The organism is Mycobacterium sp. E3298, from assembly GCF_001666895.1.
GTDB lineage: Bacteria > Actinomycetota > Actinomycetes > Mycobacteriales > Mycobacteriaceae > Mycobacterium.
Map to the genome: position 1 here is coordinate 1 of NZ_LZJB01000458.1, position 14,686 is coordinate 14,686.

Annotated in this window: 10 protein-coding genes; 5 read left to right on the top strand and 5 right to left on the bottom strand. The window is 67.2% G+C overall.

Annotation, left to right across the window (positions count from 1 at the left end; translation table 11 throughout):
- Window positions 1-153: 153 nt before the first annotated feature.
- On the top strand, window positions 154-633 hold the full coding sequence (rraA, locus tag A9X05_RS21260) for a ribonuclease E activity regulator RraA (protein ID WP_067752137.1): 480 nt from the start codon (window positions 154-156) through the stop codon (window positions 631-633).
- On the opposite strand, the gene A9X05_RS21265 is transcribed toward rraA, so the two are convergent.
- A complete protein-coding gene (locus tag A9X05_RS21265) occupies window positions 630-2,099 on the bottom strand; it encodes an NAD(P)/FAD-dependent oxidoreductase (RefSeq protein WP_067752134.1) in 1,470 nt (489 codons plus the stop codon). The two genes, rraA and A9X05_RS21265, sit on opposite strands and share 4 nt — an antisense overlap.
- A 76-nt stretch (window positions 2,100-2,175) precedes the next feature.
- Between A9X05_RS21265 and A9X05_RS21270 the strand changes: the two genes are divergently transcribed.
- From A9X05_RS21270 to A9X05_RS21280, 3 genes are all read left to right on the top strand, one after another.
- Window positions 2,176-2,817 (top strand): TetR/AcrR family transcriptional regulator, encoded by a 642-nt coding sequence (locus tag A9X05_RS21270; protein WP_067752131.1) that lies wholly within the window; start codon window positions 2,176-2,178, stop codon window positions 2,815-2,817.
- A gap of 132 nt (window positions 2,818-2,949) precedes the next feature.
- The gene (dinB, locus tag A9X05_RS21275; protein WP_067783937.1) at window positions 2,950-4,155 is read left to right on the top strand and encodes a DNA polymerase IV; all 1,206 of its coding nucleotides are present in this window, start codon (window positions 2,950-2,952) and stop codon (window positions 4,153-4,155) included.
- Between the two features lie 152 nt (window positions 4,156-4,307).
- A complete protein-coding gene (locus A9X05_RS21280) occupies window positions 4,308-5,066 on the top strand; it encodes a YoaK family protein (protein WP_067783939.1) in 759 nt (252 codons plus the stop codon).
- 9 nt (window positions 5,067-5,075) lie between these two features.
- Here the strand turns inward: A9X05_RS21280 and A9X05_RS21285 are convergent, their stop codons facing one another.
- Both A9X05_RS21285 and A9X05_RS21290 read right to left on the bottom strand, forming a co-directional pair.
- Window positions 5,076-6,083 (bottom strand): PHP domain-containing protein, encoded by a 1,008-nt coding sequence (locus A9X05_RS21285; RefSeq protein WP_067783941.1) that lies wholly within the window; start codon window positions 6,081-6,083, stop codon window positions 5,076-5,078.
- A 76-nt stretch (window positions 6,084-6,159) separates the two neighbouring features.
- The gene (locus A9X05_RS21290) at window positions 6,160-6,591 is read right to left on the bottom strand and encodes a hypothetical protein (RefSeq protein WP_067751888.1); all 432 of its coding nucleotides are present in this window, start codon (window positions 6,589-6,591) and stop codon (window positions 6,160-6,162) included.
- A gap of 51 nt (window positions 6,592-6,642) precedes the next feature.
- Here A9X05_RS21290 and A9X05_RS21295 point away from each other — a divergent pair, with 51 nt between their 5' ends.
- Window positions 6,643-7,491 carry an LLM class F420-dependent oxidoreductase gene (locus A9X05_RS21295; RefSeq protein WP_067783942.1) on the top strand — a complete coding sequence of 283 codons (849 nt, stop codon included), beginning with the start codon at window positions 6,643-6,645 and terminating at the stop codon, window positions 7,489-7,491.
- Window positions 7,492-7,887: 396 nt separating this feature from the next.
- On the opposite strand, the gene A9X05_RS21300 is transcribed toward A9X05_RS21295, so the two are convergent.
- Both A9X05_RS21300 and gltB read right to left on the bottom strand, forming a co-directional pair.
- Window positions 7,888-9,354: a glutamate synthase subunit beta gene (locus A9X05_RS21300; protein ID WP_067751882.1), complete on the bottom strand. Its 1,467-nt coding sequence runs from the start codon at window positions 9,352-9,354 to the stop codon at window positions 7,888-7,890.
- Entirely contained in the window at window positions 9,347-13,930 is a 4,584-nt protein-coding gene (gene gltB, locus A9X05_RS21305) for a glutamate synthase large subunit (RefSeq protein ID WP_067783944.1), read from the bottom strand. The genes A9X05_RS21300 and gltB overlap by 8 nt, the downstream gene beginning before the upstream one ends.
- Between the last annotated feature and the right edge of the window lie 756 nt (window positions 13,931-14,686).

Here is a 14,686-nt window from a genome sequence, read left to right on the forward strand (position 1 = left end):
CAACAACCCGGTATCGCCAGACGCTCCGATGGAGGTCCTGACCCAGTCCCGGCTGCCGTTGATCGTCGCCCTGGCGGTCAGCCTCCTGGCGATCCTGTTGATCCGGCAGCTGCGGCGCCGCTGACCCGCCACCGAGCCGCTACGGTGTCAGACGTGACCGTGTCATTCCAGCCAACCGCCGACCTCGTCGACGACATCGGCCCCGACGTACGCAGCTGCGACGTCCAGTTCCGCCAGTTCGGTGGCCGGTCCGAATTCGCCGGAGCCATCAGCACGGTGCGCTGCTTCGAAGACAACGCATTGCTGAAATCGGTTCTCTCCCAGCCAGGTGCGGGCGGGGTACTGGTCATCGACGGCGGCGGCTCCCTGCACTCGGCGCTGGTCGGAGACGTCATCGCCGAGCTGGCCCGCTCGAACGGCTGGGCGGGCCTCATCGTCAACGGTGCCGTGCGTGACGCGGCCGCGCTGCGCGGTCTCGACATCGGCATCAAGGCGCTGGGCACCAATCCCCGCAAGAGCAGCAAGACGGGCGCCGGTGAGCGCGATGTCGAGATCGCGCTCGGCGGCGTAACCTTCGTGCCCGGCGAGATCGCCTACAGCGACGACGACGGAATAGTCGTCGTCAAACCCTAAACCGCAACCGGCGCACGCTTCTTCGCGAATCGCAGGCCCTCGTCGGCAACCTTGCCGCGCCGGATCGTGCGCATGTCGAAGAGGTAGTTCTGCTTGAGCCGCCAGGGCGCCCGCGACCCCGACTTGGGCAGCATGTCCATCGCACGCTGGAAGTAGCCGGGGCTGAAGTCCATGAACGGCAGCTCGTCGACGTCGTCACCGGGATGCTGCGGCTCCACGAAGTCAAACCCGTTGGCGTCCATGTAGTTCAGCAACCGGCAGACGAATTCGGAGACCAGGTCGGCCTTGAGCGTCCACGACGCGTTGGTGTAGCCGAAGGTGATCGCGAAATTCGGCACACCGGAAAACATCAGGCCCTTGTACGTCATCAAGGACGTCAGCTCGATCGGCTCACCGTTCCTGGTGGGCTTCACGCCGCCGAGCAGCTGCATGTTCAAACCCGTTGCGGTGATGATGATGTCGGCCTGCAGCTCCTCACCCGAGGTGAGTTTGATGCCCGTCTTGGTGAACCGGTCGATCGTGTCGGTGACCACGTCGGCCTTGCCATGCCGGATCGTGCGGAAGAAGTCGCCGTCAGGCGCCAGGCACAGCCGCTGATCCCAGACGTTGTACCGCGGCCCGAAATGCTTCTCGACGTCGTAGCCCTCGGGTAGGCGACGCTTGGCCATCGTCATCAACGTCTTGCGCATGTAGGCGGGCGCCTTGCGAGACAGCTGGTACTGGAAGGTGCTGAATGCGATGGCTTTCCACCGATTCGCGATGTGCGCCAGGCGATCCGGAAGCAGCCGGTTGGCGCGTTCGGCGAACGGGTCCACCCCGGGCAGCGAGCCGATATAGGTCGGCGAGCGCTGCAGCATCGTGACGTGGCCCGAGCCCGAGTTCACCAGCGCCGGGATCAGGGTGATCGCCGTGGCTCCCGAGCCGATGACGATGATCTTCTTGCCCTGGTAATCGAGGTCCTCCGGCCAGTGCTGCGGGTGGACGATCCGGCCCTCGAAGTCGTCGGCGCCGGGGAAGGTGGGCGAATACCCCTCGTCGTAGTTGTAGTAGCCGGTGCACGCGAACAGGAACGAGCAAGTCATTTCGCGCTCCTGGCCGTCCGACTCGACGGTCAGGGTCCAGCGGTTGTCGGCGTCGGACCAGTCGGCGGCCAAGACGCGCTGGCGGTAGCGAATGTGCCGGTCGATCTTGTTCTCGACCGCTGCCTCCTTGACGTAGGCCTTGATGTCCGGGCCGTCGGCGATCGACTTCGCCGAGAGCCAGGGCTTGAACCGGAACCCGAGAGTGAACATGTCCGAGTCCGACCGGATGCCCGGGTATTTGAACAGGTCCCAGGTGCCGCCCAGGTCGTCGCGGCGTTCGAGGATCGCGTAGCTCTTGGTCGGGCAGCGGTCCTGGAGATGCCAGGCCGCGCTGATGCCCGAGATGCCGGCGCCCACGATGATCACGTCAAGGTGCTCAGTCATGGGGTCACGTTATCAACGGTCCGTCGACACAGTCAACAGGGTGTCGAATTTTTCGACACCGTGTAAAGTAGCGGCCGTGACTACCGCCGGCCAGACCCGCGCCCTGCGTGGCCGCCGTGCCATCCGGCCCTCGGGCGACGACCGCGAGCAGGCGATTCTCGCGACCGCCGCGCGGCTGCTGGAAGTGCGGTCGTTCGCCGACATCTCCGTCGACGACCTCGCCAAGGGTGCGGGCCTGTCCCGGCCGACGTTCTACTTCTATTTCAAGTCCAAGGAAGCGGTGCTGTTGTCGCTGCTGGAACCGGTGATCGCGCGCGCCGATTCGGAGTTCGACGGCGCGGTGCAGCGGCTACCGGAGGACCCCCGACGGGTGTGGCGAAACGGCATCAAGGCGTTCTTCACGGCGTTCAGCACGCACCGCCGGCTGGCCCGCGCCGCCACCGAGGCGCTGGCGACCAGCTCCGAGCTCCGCGTGGTGTGGTTGGGCTTCATGCAGAAGTGGATCGACCAGACCGCGGCCATGATCGCCGCGGAACGCGTGCGCGGCGCCGCGCCCGAGACCATTCCCGCCGTGGACCTGGCGACCTCGCTGAACCAGATGAACGAGCGCACCATGATGGCCGCTTTGTCCGCCGAGACGCCCGCGGTCGACGAGGACCGGGTGGTCGACACCCTCACCCACATCTGGGTGACCAGTATCTACGGCGAATCCAGCTAAGTGTCGATCGCAAGCGCGGCGTAGCCGGGCGAAGCGGGTCGCCACCATCGCATCGGTGGCGATCGCAAGCGCGGCGTAGCCGGGCGAAGCGGGTCGCCACCATCGCATCCCGTCACCCCCGCGTGCGAACATATGTTCGTGCGGTGTGAGGCGTCCATCATGCACGCGGACCTGGATTCGTTCTACGCGTCCGTGGAGCAGCGCGACGATCCGACGCTGCGTGGCCGCCCAATCATCGTCGGCGGCGGGGTCGTGCTCGCCGCCAGTTACGAGGCCAAGGCCTACGGCGTGCGAACGGCGATGGGCGGCGCCCAGGCGCGGCGGCTGTGCCCGCACGCCGTGGTCGTCCCGCCCCGGATGAGCGCGTACAGCCGCGCCAGCGACGCCGTGTTCGAGGTGTTTCGCGACTGCACACCGATTGTGGAGCCGCTCTCGGTGGACGAGGCGTTTCTCGACGTCGGCGGCCTGCGCCGGGTGTCCGGAACGCCGGTACAGATCGCCGGAAGGCTACGCGCCGACGTGCGCGACCGCGTCGGCCTGCCGATCACGGTGGGCATCGCCCGGACGAAGTTTCTCGCCAAGGTCGCCAGCCAGGAGGCCAAGCCCGACGGGCTGCTGTTGGTGCCGCCGGACCAGGAGCTCGCGTTCCTGCACCCGTTGCCGGTCCGGCGGCTGTGGGGCGTGGGCGCCAAGACGGCCGAGAAACTCCACGCCCATGGGCTCGTGACCGTCGCCGACGTGGCCGAGCTGAGTGAGTCGACGCTGGCCTCGCTGCTGGGCGGCGCCATGGGGCGCCAGCTGTTCGCGCTGTCCCGCAACATCGACCGCCGCCGGGTGACCACCGGTGTGCGGCGGCGGTCCGTCGGGGCGCAGCGGGCGCTCGGCCGCGCCGGCAACACCATGTCGGCCGCTGAGATCGATGCGGTGGTGATCAACCTGATCGACCGCATCACCCGCCGGATGCGTGCCGCCGGGCGTACCGGCCGCACGGTGGTGCTGCGCCTGCGGTTCGACGATTTCGGACGGGCGACGCGGTCACGGACGCTGCCGTGGGCGACGTCCTCGACGCAGCCGATCCTGGCCGCCGCGCGGGGGCTGGTCGTGTCGGCCGCTCCGCTCATCGCGCAGCGCGGGCTGACGCTGGTCGGGTTCGCGGTGTCGGGGATCGACCGCAGCGGCGCCCAGCAACTGACATTGCCGTTCGATGAGCACGACAACCGGCTCGCCATCGACGCGGCGATCGACCGGGTGCGTGATCGGTACGGCAGGTCCGCGCTGACACCCGCGGTTTTGGTCGGCCACGATCCGGGTACAGAGATGCCACGTCTTCCCGACTGACGGGTTGTGATCGTTCTCACCAATCATTCGCTGCCGCAAGCGATTTCGATGATTTGAGGTTGATTTGAATCAGCCTCTCGGCGCCGCAAGTCTGACGGCCTGATGGTTAGGCTGGCGAAAACCCGACCATCGAAAGTGAGCGACCGAACCCGATGCCGCCGCCGCACCAAGCCCGCGACAGCGGCCTGACCCGCGAAGGTCTCCTGCTCGGTTACAGCGCGCTGCTCGCCTTGTCCGCGGGCTTCGTCAACGCCGTGGCGCTTTTGATCCTGGCGCTGCCCGTCGGCAACCTGACGGCGATCACCACCCAGCTGGGCATGAACACGGCCAACCCCTGGCTCTACGAAGGGCACGTGCTCGCCGCGATCTTCTTGGGCTTCTTGGCGGGAGCGACGGTGGCCGGGGCGATCCTTGCGTCCACCGATGCCCTTGCGGGCCCACGCCACGCCGCTGTGCTCTTCCTCGAGGCAGTGTTGCTCGTGCTCGCCGCGGCCGGTGTCGAGGAGACCGTCGTCAAGGCGCAGATCAACGCCCTGGGCGTCGAGCAGACCGCGGTGCAGGCGCTGTTCGCCGCCGCGGCCCTCGGCCTGCAGAACGCGATGACATCGAGCTTCCGCGGAATGGCGATCCGCACCACGCACTTCACCGGAACCGTCACCGACCTCGGGCTGATCCTCGGCCGCAGTCGACGGCACGGAGTCGATAGATGGAAAGCCGCGATCCTAGCGACCACCCTCCTGCTGTTCCTCGGGGGCGGCGTGGCCGGGATCGTGTTCGGCGCGCGATTGGGGGGTTACGCGTTGCTCATCCCGGCCGCGACCTGCGCCACCGTGGCCGCCGCGAATCTATTGCAGAGCGCCGCCCGCAGCGAAGAACCGGTTCCCGAGCACGCCGAACCGGTGCGGGTCTGAGCGGCCGTCTCAATTCGAGCCGGTCCACTCCAGCAGCTTGTCGGCCGGCCAGGTGTTGACGATCCGGTCGACGGGCACGCCCACGTCCAGCGCACGCTGCGCGCCGTAGCCGAGGAAGTCCAATTGGCCCGGCGCGTGCGCGTCGGTGTCGATGCTGAACACGCAGCCGATTTCGAGCGCCAGCTTGAGCAGCGCGGTCGGCGGGTCCCGGCGTTCGGGTCGCGAGTTGATCTCCACCGCGGTGCCGTGATCGCGGCAGGCGGTGAAGACCGCTTCCGCGTCGAACTTCGATTGCGGACGGATGCCCCGGTTGCCCGATACCAGCCGGCCCGTGCAATGGCCCAGCACGTCGGCGTGCGGATTCGAAACGGCGCGCACCATGCGCCGCGTCATCGCCGAGGCGTCCATCGACAGCTTGGAATGCACGCTGGCCACGACCACGTCGAGCCGCTCGAGCAGCTCGGGCTCCTGGTCCAGGCTGCCGTCCTCGAGGATGTCGACCTCGATCCCGGTGAGGATGCGCATCGGCGCGAACTGGTCACGCAGCTTGTCGATGACATCGAGCTGCGCACGCAGGCGCTGGGGCGACAGCCCGTTGGCGATGGTCAGCCGCGGCGAGTGGTCGGTCAGCGCGCAATACTCGTGCCCGAGCGCGGACGCAGTCGCCATCATCTCGTCGATCGGTGCCGACCCGTCCGACCAGTTCGAATGCAGATGCAGATCGCCCCGCAACGCCGCCCGGATGTCCCCGCCACCGAGATCCTCTGCGGCCGAACGTAATTCGGCCAGCAGGTCGGGCTCGCTGCCGCACCAGGCCTGGTCGATGACCTTCGCGGTCTTGGGACCGATGCCGGGCAGCGACTGCCAGCTGTTGGCTTGGCCGTGCCGCTCGCGCGCCGCGTCGTCGAGCCCCTCGATGATGTCGGCGGCGTTGCGATACGCCATCACGCGCCGCGGGTCGTGGCGGCTGCGGTCCTTGTAGTAGGCGATCTGCCGCAAGGCCTCTACGGGATCCATGACTCCAGTGTGCCTGCGTGGTGACTGCAAGCGCGGCGGAGCCGGGCGACGCAGGTCACCGCCAAAGCCGTCCGGGTCACCGGAACTGCCCGGCGATGAATCCGGCGAGCAGGACGCCGAAGCCCCCGATCTCGCCGGCGATGAGCAACGCCATCATCACCCCGGTGCCGGGGACGGGGTTCTCGAACTGGTTGACGGTGTCGCGCCGCGCCCCGTGCCCGATGTAGCTGAGGATGGCGCCGACGAAAAAGAAGACGACCACGCCGGCCGCGGCCAGGTTGAGCCACGCCGGCCACGCGCTCAGCTCGACGAAGACCGCCAGCAGCAGCGTCGCAAACGAGTAGAGCAACGCCGCCCGGTGTGCGATGTCGACGTAGGGATGGGCGCGGTGGTCGTCGGCCGTCATGATCTGCCGGTACTTCCAAACCCCGAGGACCAGCGCGAGCAGAAAGATCAGCCCGGCCGCCAGCAGCGTGATCTTGGTGTCGAGCCCGAGGGAGTAATTCATCGCGAGCCTGAGTTTAGTTGCCCTTCATAAAGATCGACTAACGTCGATTCCATGCGATTCGCCTTCAAGACCTCCCCGCAAAACACCACCTGGGCCGACATGCTCGCCGTCTGGCAGGCCGCCGACGACATCGACGTTTACGAGTCCGGGTGGACCTTCGACCACTTCTACCCGATTTTCTCCGACAGCAGCGGGCCCTGCCTGGAGGGCTGGACGACGCTGACCGCGCTGGCGCAGGCCACCAAACGGTTGCGGCTGGGCACGCTGGTGACGGGCATTCACTACCGCCACCCCGCCGTGCTGGCCAACATGGCCGCCGCACTCGACATCATCTCGAACGGACGGCTCGAGCTGGGCATCGGAGCCGGCTGGAACGAGGAAGAGTCAGGCGCCTACGGCATCGAGCTGGGCAGCATCCGGGAACGTTTCGATCGATTCGAGGAGGCGTGCCAGGTGCTGACCAGCCTGCTCAGTCAGGACACCACGGACTTCGACGGCAAGTACTACCAGCTCAAGGGCGCGCGCAACGAACCCAAGGGCGTCCAGCGCCCGCACCCGCCGATCTGCATCGGCGGCAGCGGGGAGAAACGGACGCTGCCGATCACCGCCCGCTACGCGCAGCACTGGAACTTCGTCGGCGGCCCGCCCGAGGTGTTCGCGCGCAAGCGCGACGTGCTCGCCGCGGAGTGCGAGAAGATCGGGCGCGATCCGAAGGAGATCATGTTGTCGGCGCACCTGCGCCTGGACGAGCAGCGCAACTACCAGCAGGTCGTCGAGGAGGCGGCCGGGCTGGCGGCCGAGGGACTCGACCTGGGCATCGTCTACATCAACCCGCCCCACGACCCGAGCGTCCTGGAACCGCTGGCCGAGGTCATTCGCGATTCGGGATTGCTGAGCTGATCAACACCGGTACCGGGGACCTTCGCGGTGTGCCGAACATGTCCCCCGTTTGCTCCGTCGAGCAAACCCCCGCGTCGCACTCGGAGGCGCGCGGCGGGGCGGCTATGCCCCGAAGATCAGTAATTCGGCGGCGGTGACCAGGCGCTCGTGTTTGGCAGGGAACTCGCGGCTCTTCACCGGGTGACGAAACCAGGACCAGGCGATTCGCCCCATCCGTGATCGAGGTACTGGATTGATGTGCACAGTGATCACTCCTGCGATCGTTCCGTTCCGCCGGAGCCCCGATCACTCGCCCGTGTGACGAAGCCCACAACGGGTTATTAGACACCCGCCGCCTGGCAAACGGTGGCAGACTCGCCGATTTTGGGACGTGTGTTTCTGATGTGACTTCTGTGACTACTGGAGCGGTACTGCGGTCGGCTTGACCGGCGCGGGAAGGGCGGTCACACCCATCAGGTAGCGGTCCACGGCCGCGGCCGCGGCCCTGCCCTCAGCTATCGCCCAGACGATCAGCGACTGGCCGCGGCCCATGTCCCCGGCGACGAACACGCCCGGTACCGACGTGTCGAAGTCGGCGCCACGCGCGACGTTGCCGCGATCGGTGAGCTTGACTTCGAGGTCGGTGAGCAGGCCCTCCCGCTCCGGTCCGACGAAGCCCATCGCCAGCAGCACCAAGTCGGCCTCGAGCTCGAAGTCCGAGCCCTCGACCTTGACGAACTTGCCATCCTGCATGGTGACTTCGTGGGCTTTGAGCGCCGTCACGCGGCCATCCTCGCCCACGAACTGCTCGGTGTTCACCGAGAACACCCGCTCGCCACCCTCTTCGTGCGCCGACGAAACCCGGTACATCAAGGGGTAAGTCGGCCACGGGGTCGATTCGGCCCGAGACTCCGGCGGGCGCGGCATGATCTCGAACTGGTGCACGACGGTGGCACCCTGGCGGTGCGCGGTGCCCAGGCAGTCCGCGCCGGTGTCGCCGCCGCCGATGATGACGACCTTCTTGCCCTTGGCGGTGATCGGGGGCTCCCCGTCGGGCCCGAGGACGTCATCGCCCTCCTGCACCCGGTTGCCCCACGGCAGGTACTCCATCGCCTGGTGGATTCCGTCCAGGTCCCGACCGGGGACGGGCAGGTCCCGCGCGGCGGTCGCACCACCGGCCAGCACCACCGCATCGAAGTCGGCGCGCAGCTGTTCGGCGGTGATGTCGACCCCGACGTTCACACCGGCGCGGAACTCGGTCCCCTCGGCGCGCATCTGGTCCAGGCGCCGGTCGAGGACGCGCTTCTCCATCTTGAATTCCGGGATGCCGTATCGCAGCAGGCCGCCGATGCGGTCAGCCCGCTCGAACACGGTGACCGTGTGGCCGGCGCGGGTCAATTGCTGGGCGGCGGCCAAACCGGCCGGGCCCGAGCCCACCACCGCGACCTTCTTCCCGGTCAGCTTGTCCGGGGGCAGCGGCTCGACGAAGCCTTCTTCGAAGGCGCGGTCGATGATCTCCAGCTCGATCTGCTTGATAGTCACCGGATCCTGATTGATGCCGAGCACACAGGCCGGTTCACACGGCGCCGGGCACAGCCTGCCGGTGAAGTCCGGGAAGTTGTTGGTGGCGTGCAGCCGCTCGATCGCGTCGCGCCACCGGCCCGTGCGCACCAGGTCGTTCCATTCGGGGATCAGGTTTCCCAATGGACAGCCGTTGTGGCAGAACGGAATACCGCAATCCATGCAACGGGTCGCCTGCTCGCGCAGGGTGCCTTCGTCGAAGTCTTCGTAGACCTCGTGCCAGTCCTTCAACCGCAGGGGGACAGGCCGACGCTTCGGCAGTTCCCGGTGGGTGTACTTCAGGAAGCCGCTCGGATCAGCCATGCGCGGCCGCCATGATCGCCTTGTCCACGTCGATGCCGTCGCGCTCGGCTTCGGCGATCGCCTGCAGCACCTTCTTGTAATCGCGCGGCATCACCTTGACGAAGTGGCGCTGTTGACCGCGCCAGTCGGCCAGGATCCGCTGGCCCACCGCGGAATCGGTGGCATCCACGTGCGCCCGGATTATCCCGTGCAGGAACTCGGCATCGTCGGAGTCCAGCGCCTCCATGTCCACCATCTCGATGTTGAGATTGTCCGGCAATTCCTCGTCCGGGTCATATACGTAGGCCACGCCGCCGGACATTCCCGCGGCGAAGTTGCGGCCAGTGCGGCCCAGAATCACTACCCGACCACCCGTCATGTATTCGCATCCATGGTCACCCACACCTTCGACCACCGCGTGGGCACCCGAGTTGCGGACCGCGAACCGTTCGCCGACCACTCCGCGCAGGAATGCCTCCCCGCTGGTCGCGCCGAACAGGATCACGTTGCCGCCGATGATGTTGTCTTCGGCCACATAGTCCTGCGGGGCGTTGTCCGACGGCCGCACCACAATCCGGCCACCGGACAGGCCCTTGCCGACGTAGTCGTTGGCATCGCCGTAGACGCGCAGGGTGATTCCCTTCGGGACGAATGCCCCAAAGCTGTTGCCGGCGGAGCCGTCGAACGTTATGTCGATGGTTCCATCCGGAAGGCCCTGGCCGCCATAGGCTTTCGTCACCTCGTGGCCGAGCATGGTGCCCACCGTGCGGTTGACGTTGCTGATCGTGGTGGAGAAACGCACCGGCTTGCCGGAATCGAGCGCCTCCCGGCTCATCACGATCAACTGCTGATCCAGCGCCTTGTCCAGACCGTGATCCTGCCGCGAGCTGCAGTACAGGTCCTGGTTCATGAACGCCGACTCGGGCTCGTGCAGCACCGGCGTGAGGTCCAGCTTGTGCGCCTTCCAGTGCGCCCGCGCCAGCGTGGTGTCCAGCGCCCCCACCTGGCCGACGGCCTCGTTGAGGGTGCGGAAACCCAACTGCGCCATGTACTCCCGCACCTCTTCGGCGATGAACATGAAGAAGTTCTCGACGAACTCCGGCTTACCGGTGAACCGCTCCCGCAGCAGCGGGTTCTGGGTGGCGACGCCGACCGGGCAGGTGTCCAGGTGGCACACCCGCATCATGATGCAGCCGGCCACCACCAGCGGCGCGGTGGCGAAGCCGAATTCCTCGGCGCCCAGCAGCGCGGCGATCATCACGTCGCGGCCCGTCTTGAGCTGGCCGTCCACCTGGACCACGATCCGGTCGCGTAACCCGTTGAGCAGCAGGGTCTGTTGCGTCTCGGCCAGACCGAGCTCCCAGGGCGCGCCGGCGTGCTTCATCGACGTCAGCGGCGTCGCGCCGGTGCCGCCGTCGTGGCCCGAGATCAACACCACGTCGGCGTGCGCCTTGGAAACGCCGGCCGCAACCGTGCCCACCCCGTTCTCGGAGACCAGCTTGACGTGCACCCGCGCGGACGGGTTGGCGTTCTTCAGGTCGTGGATCAGCTGCGCGAGGTCCTCGATGGAGTAGATGTCGTGGTGCGGCGGCGGAGAGATCAGGCCGACGCCGGGCGTGGAGTGCCGGACCTCGGCGACCCACGGATACACCTTGTGCCCCGGAAGCTGGCCGCCCTCACCGGGTTTGGCGCCCTGGGCCATCTTGATCTGGATGTCGGTGCAATTCGTCAGGTAGTGCGAGGTCACGCCGAACCGTGCGGACGCGACCTGCTTGATCGCGCTGCGGCGCCAATCCCCGTTGGGATCGCGGTCGAAACGCTTGACGTCCTCGCCGCCCTCACCGCTGTTGGATCGCCCACCCAACCGGTTCATCGCGATGGCGAGCGTCTCGTGGGCTTCGGCCGAGATGGATCCGTAGCTCATCGCCCCGGTCGAGAAGCGCTTGACGATCTCGCTCGCCGGCTCGACCTCCTCCAGCGGAATCGGGGGACGCACACCGCCGCGGAACTTCAGCAGGCCACGCAGTGAGGCCATCCGCTCGCTCTGGTCGTCGACCAGCCGGGTGTAGTCCTTGAAGATCTTGTACTGACCGGTGCGGGTCGAGTGCTGCAGCTTGAAGACCGTCTCCGGATTGAACAGGTGGTACTCACCCTCCCGGCGCCACTGGTATTCGCCGCCCACCTCGAGCTCGCGGTGCGCGCGCTCGTCGCGGCGGTCCAGGTAGGCCAGCCGGTGGCGCGTCGCGACGTCGGCGGCGATGTCCTCCAGGGTGATACCACCGATCGGACAGCTCAGTCCGGTGAAGTACTCGTCGAGCACGTCCTCGGAGATGCCCACCGCCTGGAACAGCTGTGCACCGGTGTAAGAGGCGAGCGTCGAAATGCCCATCTTGGACATCACTTTGAGCACGCCCTTGCCGGCCGCCTTGACGTAATTGTTCAGCGCCTTCTCGCGGTCGATCCCGTCGATCGCGCCGCGGTCGAGCATGTCCTCGATCGACTCGAACGCCAGGTAGGGGTTGATCGCCGCGGCCCCGCACCCGATCAGCATCGCCATGTGGTGCACCTCGCGGGCGTCACCGGTCTCGACGACCAGGCCCACGTGGGTGCGTGTCCGGTCGCGCACCAGGTGGTGGTGCACGCCGGCGACGGCGAGCAGCGACGGGATGGGCGCCATCTGCTCGTTGGACTCCCGGTCGGACAGGATGATGACCCGCGCACCGTCCTCGATCGCCGCCGACGCCTGTGCGCGCACGTCGTCCAGCGCCGCGGCCAGCCCCGCGCCGCCCTCGGCGACCGGGTACAGGCAGCGAATCACTTTGGACCGCATGCCATGCGGACGCCCGTTGACTTCGTCGTCGGGGTTGAGGTTGACCAGCTTGGCCAGCTCGTGGTTGCGCAGAATCGGCTGCTGCAAAGCGATCTGGTGACACGAGTGCTCGGTCGGCGTCAGCAGGTCGCGCTCCCCGCCGGTGGTGCCCTGCAAACTGGTCACCACCTCCTCGCGGATGGCGTCCAGCGGCGGGTTGGTCACCTGGGCGAAGAGCTGCTGGAAGTAGTCGTAGAGCATCCGCGGACGCTGCGAGAGCACCGCGACCGGGGTGTCGGTGCCCATCGAGCCGATCGGCTCTGCGCCGGTGCGCACCATGGGCGACACCAGGAGGTTGAGCTCCTCGTAGGTGTAGCCGAAAGCCAGCTGCCGCTTGACAAGTCGATCGTGGGGCATCCGCACGTAATCGCCCTGCGGCAGCTTCTCGAGGGGAACCAGGTTCCTATCGAGCCACTCCTGGTACGGGTGCTCGGCGGCGAGCTCGGCCTTGATCTCCTCGTCGGAGACGATGCGGCCCTGGGTGGTGTCCACCAGGAACATGCGGCCCGGCTGCAGCCGCATCCGGCGGACCACCTTGGCGGGGTCCAGATCCAGGACACCCGCCTCGGAAGCCATCACCACCAAGCCGTCGTCGGTGACCCAGATCCGCGAGGGGCGCAAGCCATTTCGGTCAAGAACGGCGCCAACGATGGTGCCGTCGGTGAAGGTGATCGACGCGGGACCGTCCCAGGGCTCCATCAACGACGCGTGGTACTCGTAGAACGCCCGACGCGCCGGGTCCATCGATTCGTTGCGCTCCCAGGCCTCGGGGATCATCATCAGCACCGCGTGCGCCAGGCTGCGGCCGCCCAGGTGCAGCAGTTCGAGCGCCTCGTCGAAGCGTGCGGTGTCGGAGGCGCCCGGGGTACAGATCGGGAACAGCTTCTCGACATCGGCTTCCGTGCCGAAGATCTCGGTCTTGATCAACGCCTCACGGGCCCGCATCCAGTTCTCGTTGCCGGTGACGGTGTTGATCTCACCGTTGTGGGCGACGCGACGGAACGGGTGGGCCAGCGGCCACGACGGGAAGGTGTTGGTGGAGAACCGCGAGTGCACGATGCCCAGCGCGCTGGTCATCCGATCGTCTTGCAGGTCAAGATAGAACGCCTTGAGCTGCGGGGTGGTCAGCATCCCCTTGTAGACCATGGTCTGACCGGAAAGGCTTGGGAAATAAACGGTTTCGCGCCCGGGACCGTCCTGGCCCGGTCCCTTGGTGCCGAGTTCGTGCTCGGCGCGCTTCCGAACCAGGTAGCAGCGGCGCTCGAGCGTCATGTCGGAAGCGCCGGCCATGAACACCTGCCGGAAGGTGGGCATCGCGTCACGGGACAGCGCCCCCAGCGAGGAGTCGTCGATGGGCACGTTGCGCCAGCCGAGCACCGTCAGGCCCTCGGCCTCGGCGATCTTCTCGACCGCGTCGCAGGCCGCCGCGGCGTCCTTCGACGACTGGGGCAGGAAGGCGATGCCGGTGGCATAGCTGCCCGGCTCGGGGAGTTCGAAGTCGACGACCTCACGCAAGAACGCATCCGGAACCTGGATCAGGATGCCGGCCCCGTCACCGCTGCGCGGCTCGGCGCCCTGAGCACCGCGGTGTTCGAGGTTGAGCAGCGCGGTGATTGCCTTGTCCACGATGTCGCGGCTACGACGGCCGTGCATATCGACGACCATGGCTACCCCGCACGAATCGTGCTCGAACGCGGGGTTGTATAACCCGACGCGCTTGGGCGTCATATGCACCTGACCCTTCACCTGAACGTTGCGAGCGGCCGTTGACGGCTGCTCCGATGAGATCGCACCCGAAGGTTGCGGGCTGTGACCCCTCGGTCTTGTCTCGATAGGCTGTCCCCCAGGCGGAGATGATCCTGTTAGGGATGCGTCCGTGCAGCGCTGAACGGTGGCCTGGAAACCGGTCTCGACAAGTCGTAAAACGATATGACAATACCCGGCTGACATGCCAACTTCGTCAAGTCTAACCGTCACCTGGCAGCGCCGTAAATTTCTCGGCGGCGGAGGCGCCGCAGCGGCGCCGACGTGCTGTTTCGGGTTTGCAATTTCCGTCACAGCCGCCCGGATCCCGGCGGTCCGGTGTGGCGGGTGGGGCGCCCGTTGAAGTTTGCTGGCGTCGACCGCCGGTGCGGGTGGCGCGTGGCAGCCTGCGCGCATGATCGTGCTCAGGGAGCGGCCAGAGCGACAGAGGCCGCAGTGCAGTAAGCGCTGCTAAGTTTGCACGATGGCATTGCGAGCCACGGAGGAGATACTGGACCGGTACTGGTCCGCATCCGGCGTCGGTGGTTGGGCCGTGGCGCTTATCACTGGCGCCGGACAACCACCCGAACGCCGCTCGATCGCCTGGCACCCGAGGAGCCCATGAACGAGCGCGACGAATTCCTGCGGGACCGTCTGCAACCGCCGACCAGCACGCCGGCGCCCCGCCCGCCCGGTCCCCCGCCCAGGACCGTGCCGCCTCCCCCGCTCCCGGTCGGGCAG

Excerpts from the sequence above, each read along its gene's own strand:
- A9X05_RS21265 (WP_067752134.1), bottom strand. The coding sequence starts at position 2,099 with ATGACTGAGCACCTTGACGTGATCATCGTGGGCGCCGGCATCTCGGGC.
- dinB (WP_067783937.1), top strand. The coding sequence starts at position 2,950 with ATGTTCGTGCGGTGTGAGGCGTCCATCATGCACGCGGACCTGGATTCG.
- A9X05_RS21280 (WP_067783939.1), top strand. The coding sequence starts at position 4,308 with ATGCCGCCGCCGCACCAAGCCCGCGACAGCGGCCTGACCCGCGAAGGT.
- A9X05_RS21285 (WP_067783941.1), bottom strand. The coding sequence starts at position 6,083 with ATGGATCCCGTAGAGGCCTTGCGGCAGATCGCCTACTACAAGGACCGC.
- A9X05_RS21290 (WP_067751888.1), bottom strand. The coding sequence starts at position 6,591 with ATGAATTACTCCCTCGGGCTCGACACCAAGATCACGCTGCTGGCGGCC.
- A9X05_RS21295 (WP_067783942.1), top strand. The coding sequence starts at position 6,643 with ATGCGATTCGCCTTCAAGACCTCCCCGCAAAACACCACCTGGGCCGAC.
- A9X05_RS21300 (WP_067751882.1), bottom strand. The coding sequence starts at position 9,354 with ATGGCTGATCCGAGCGGCTTCCTGAAGTACACCCACCGGGAACTGCCG.
- gltB (WP_067783944.1), bottom strand. The coding sequence starts at position 13,930 with ATGACGCCCAAGCGCGTCGGGTTATACAACCCCGCGTTCGAGCACGAT.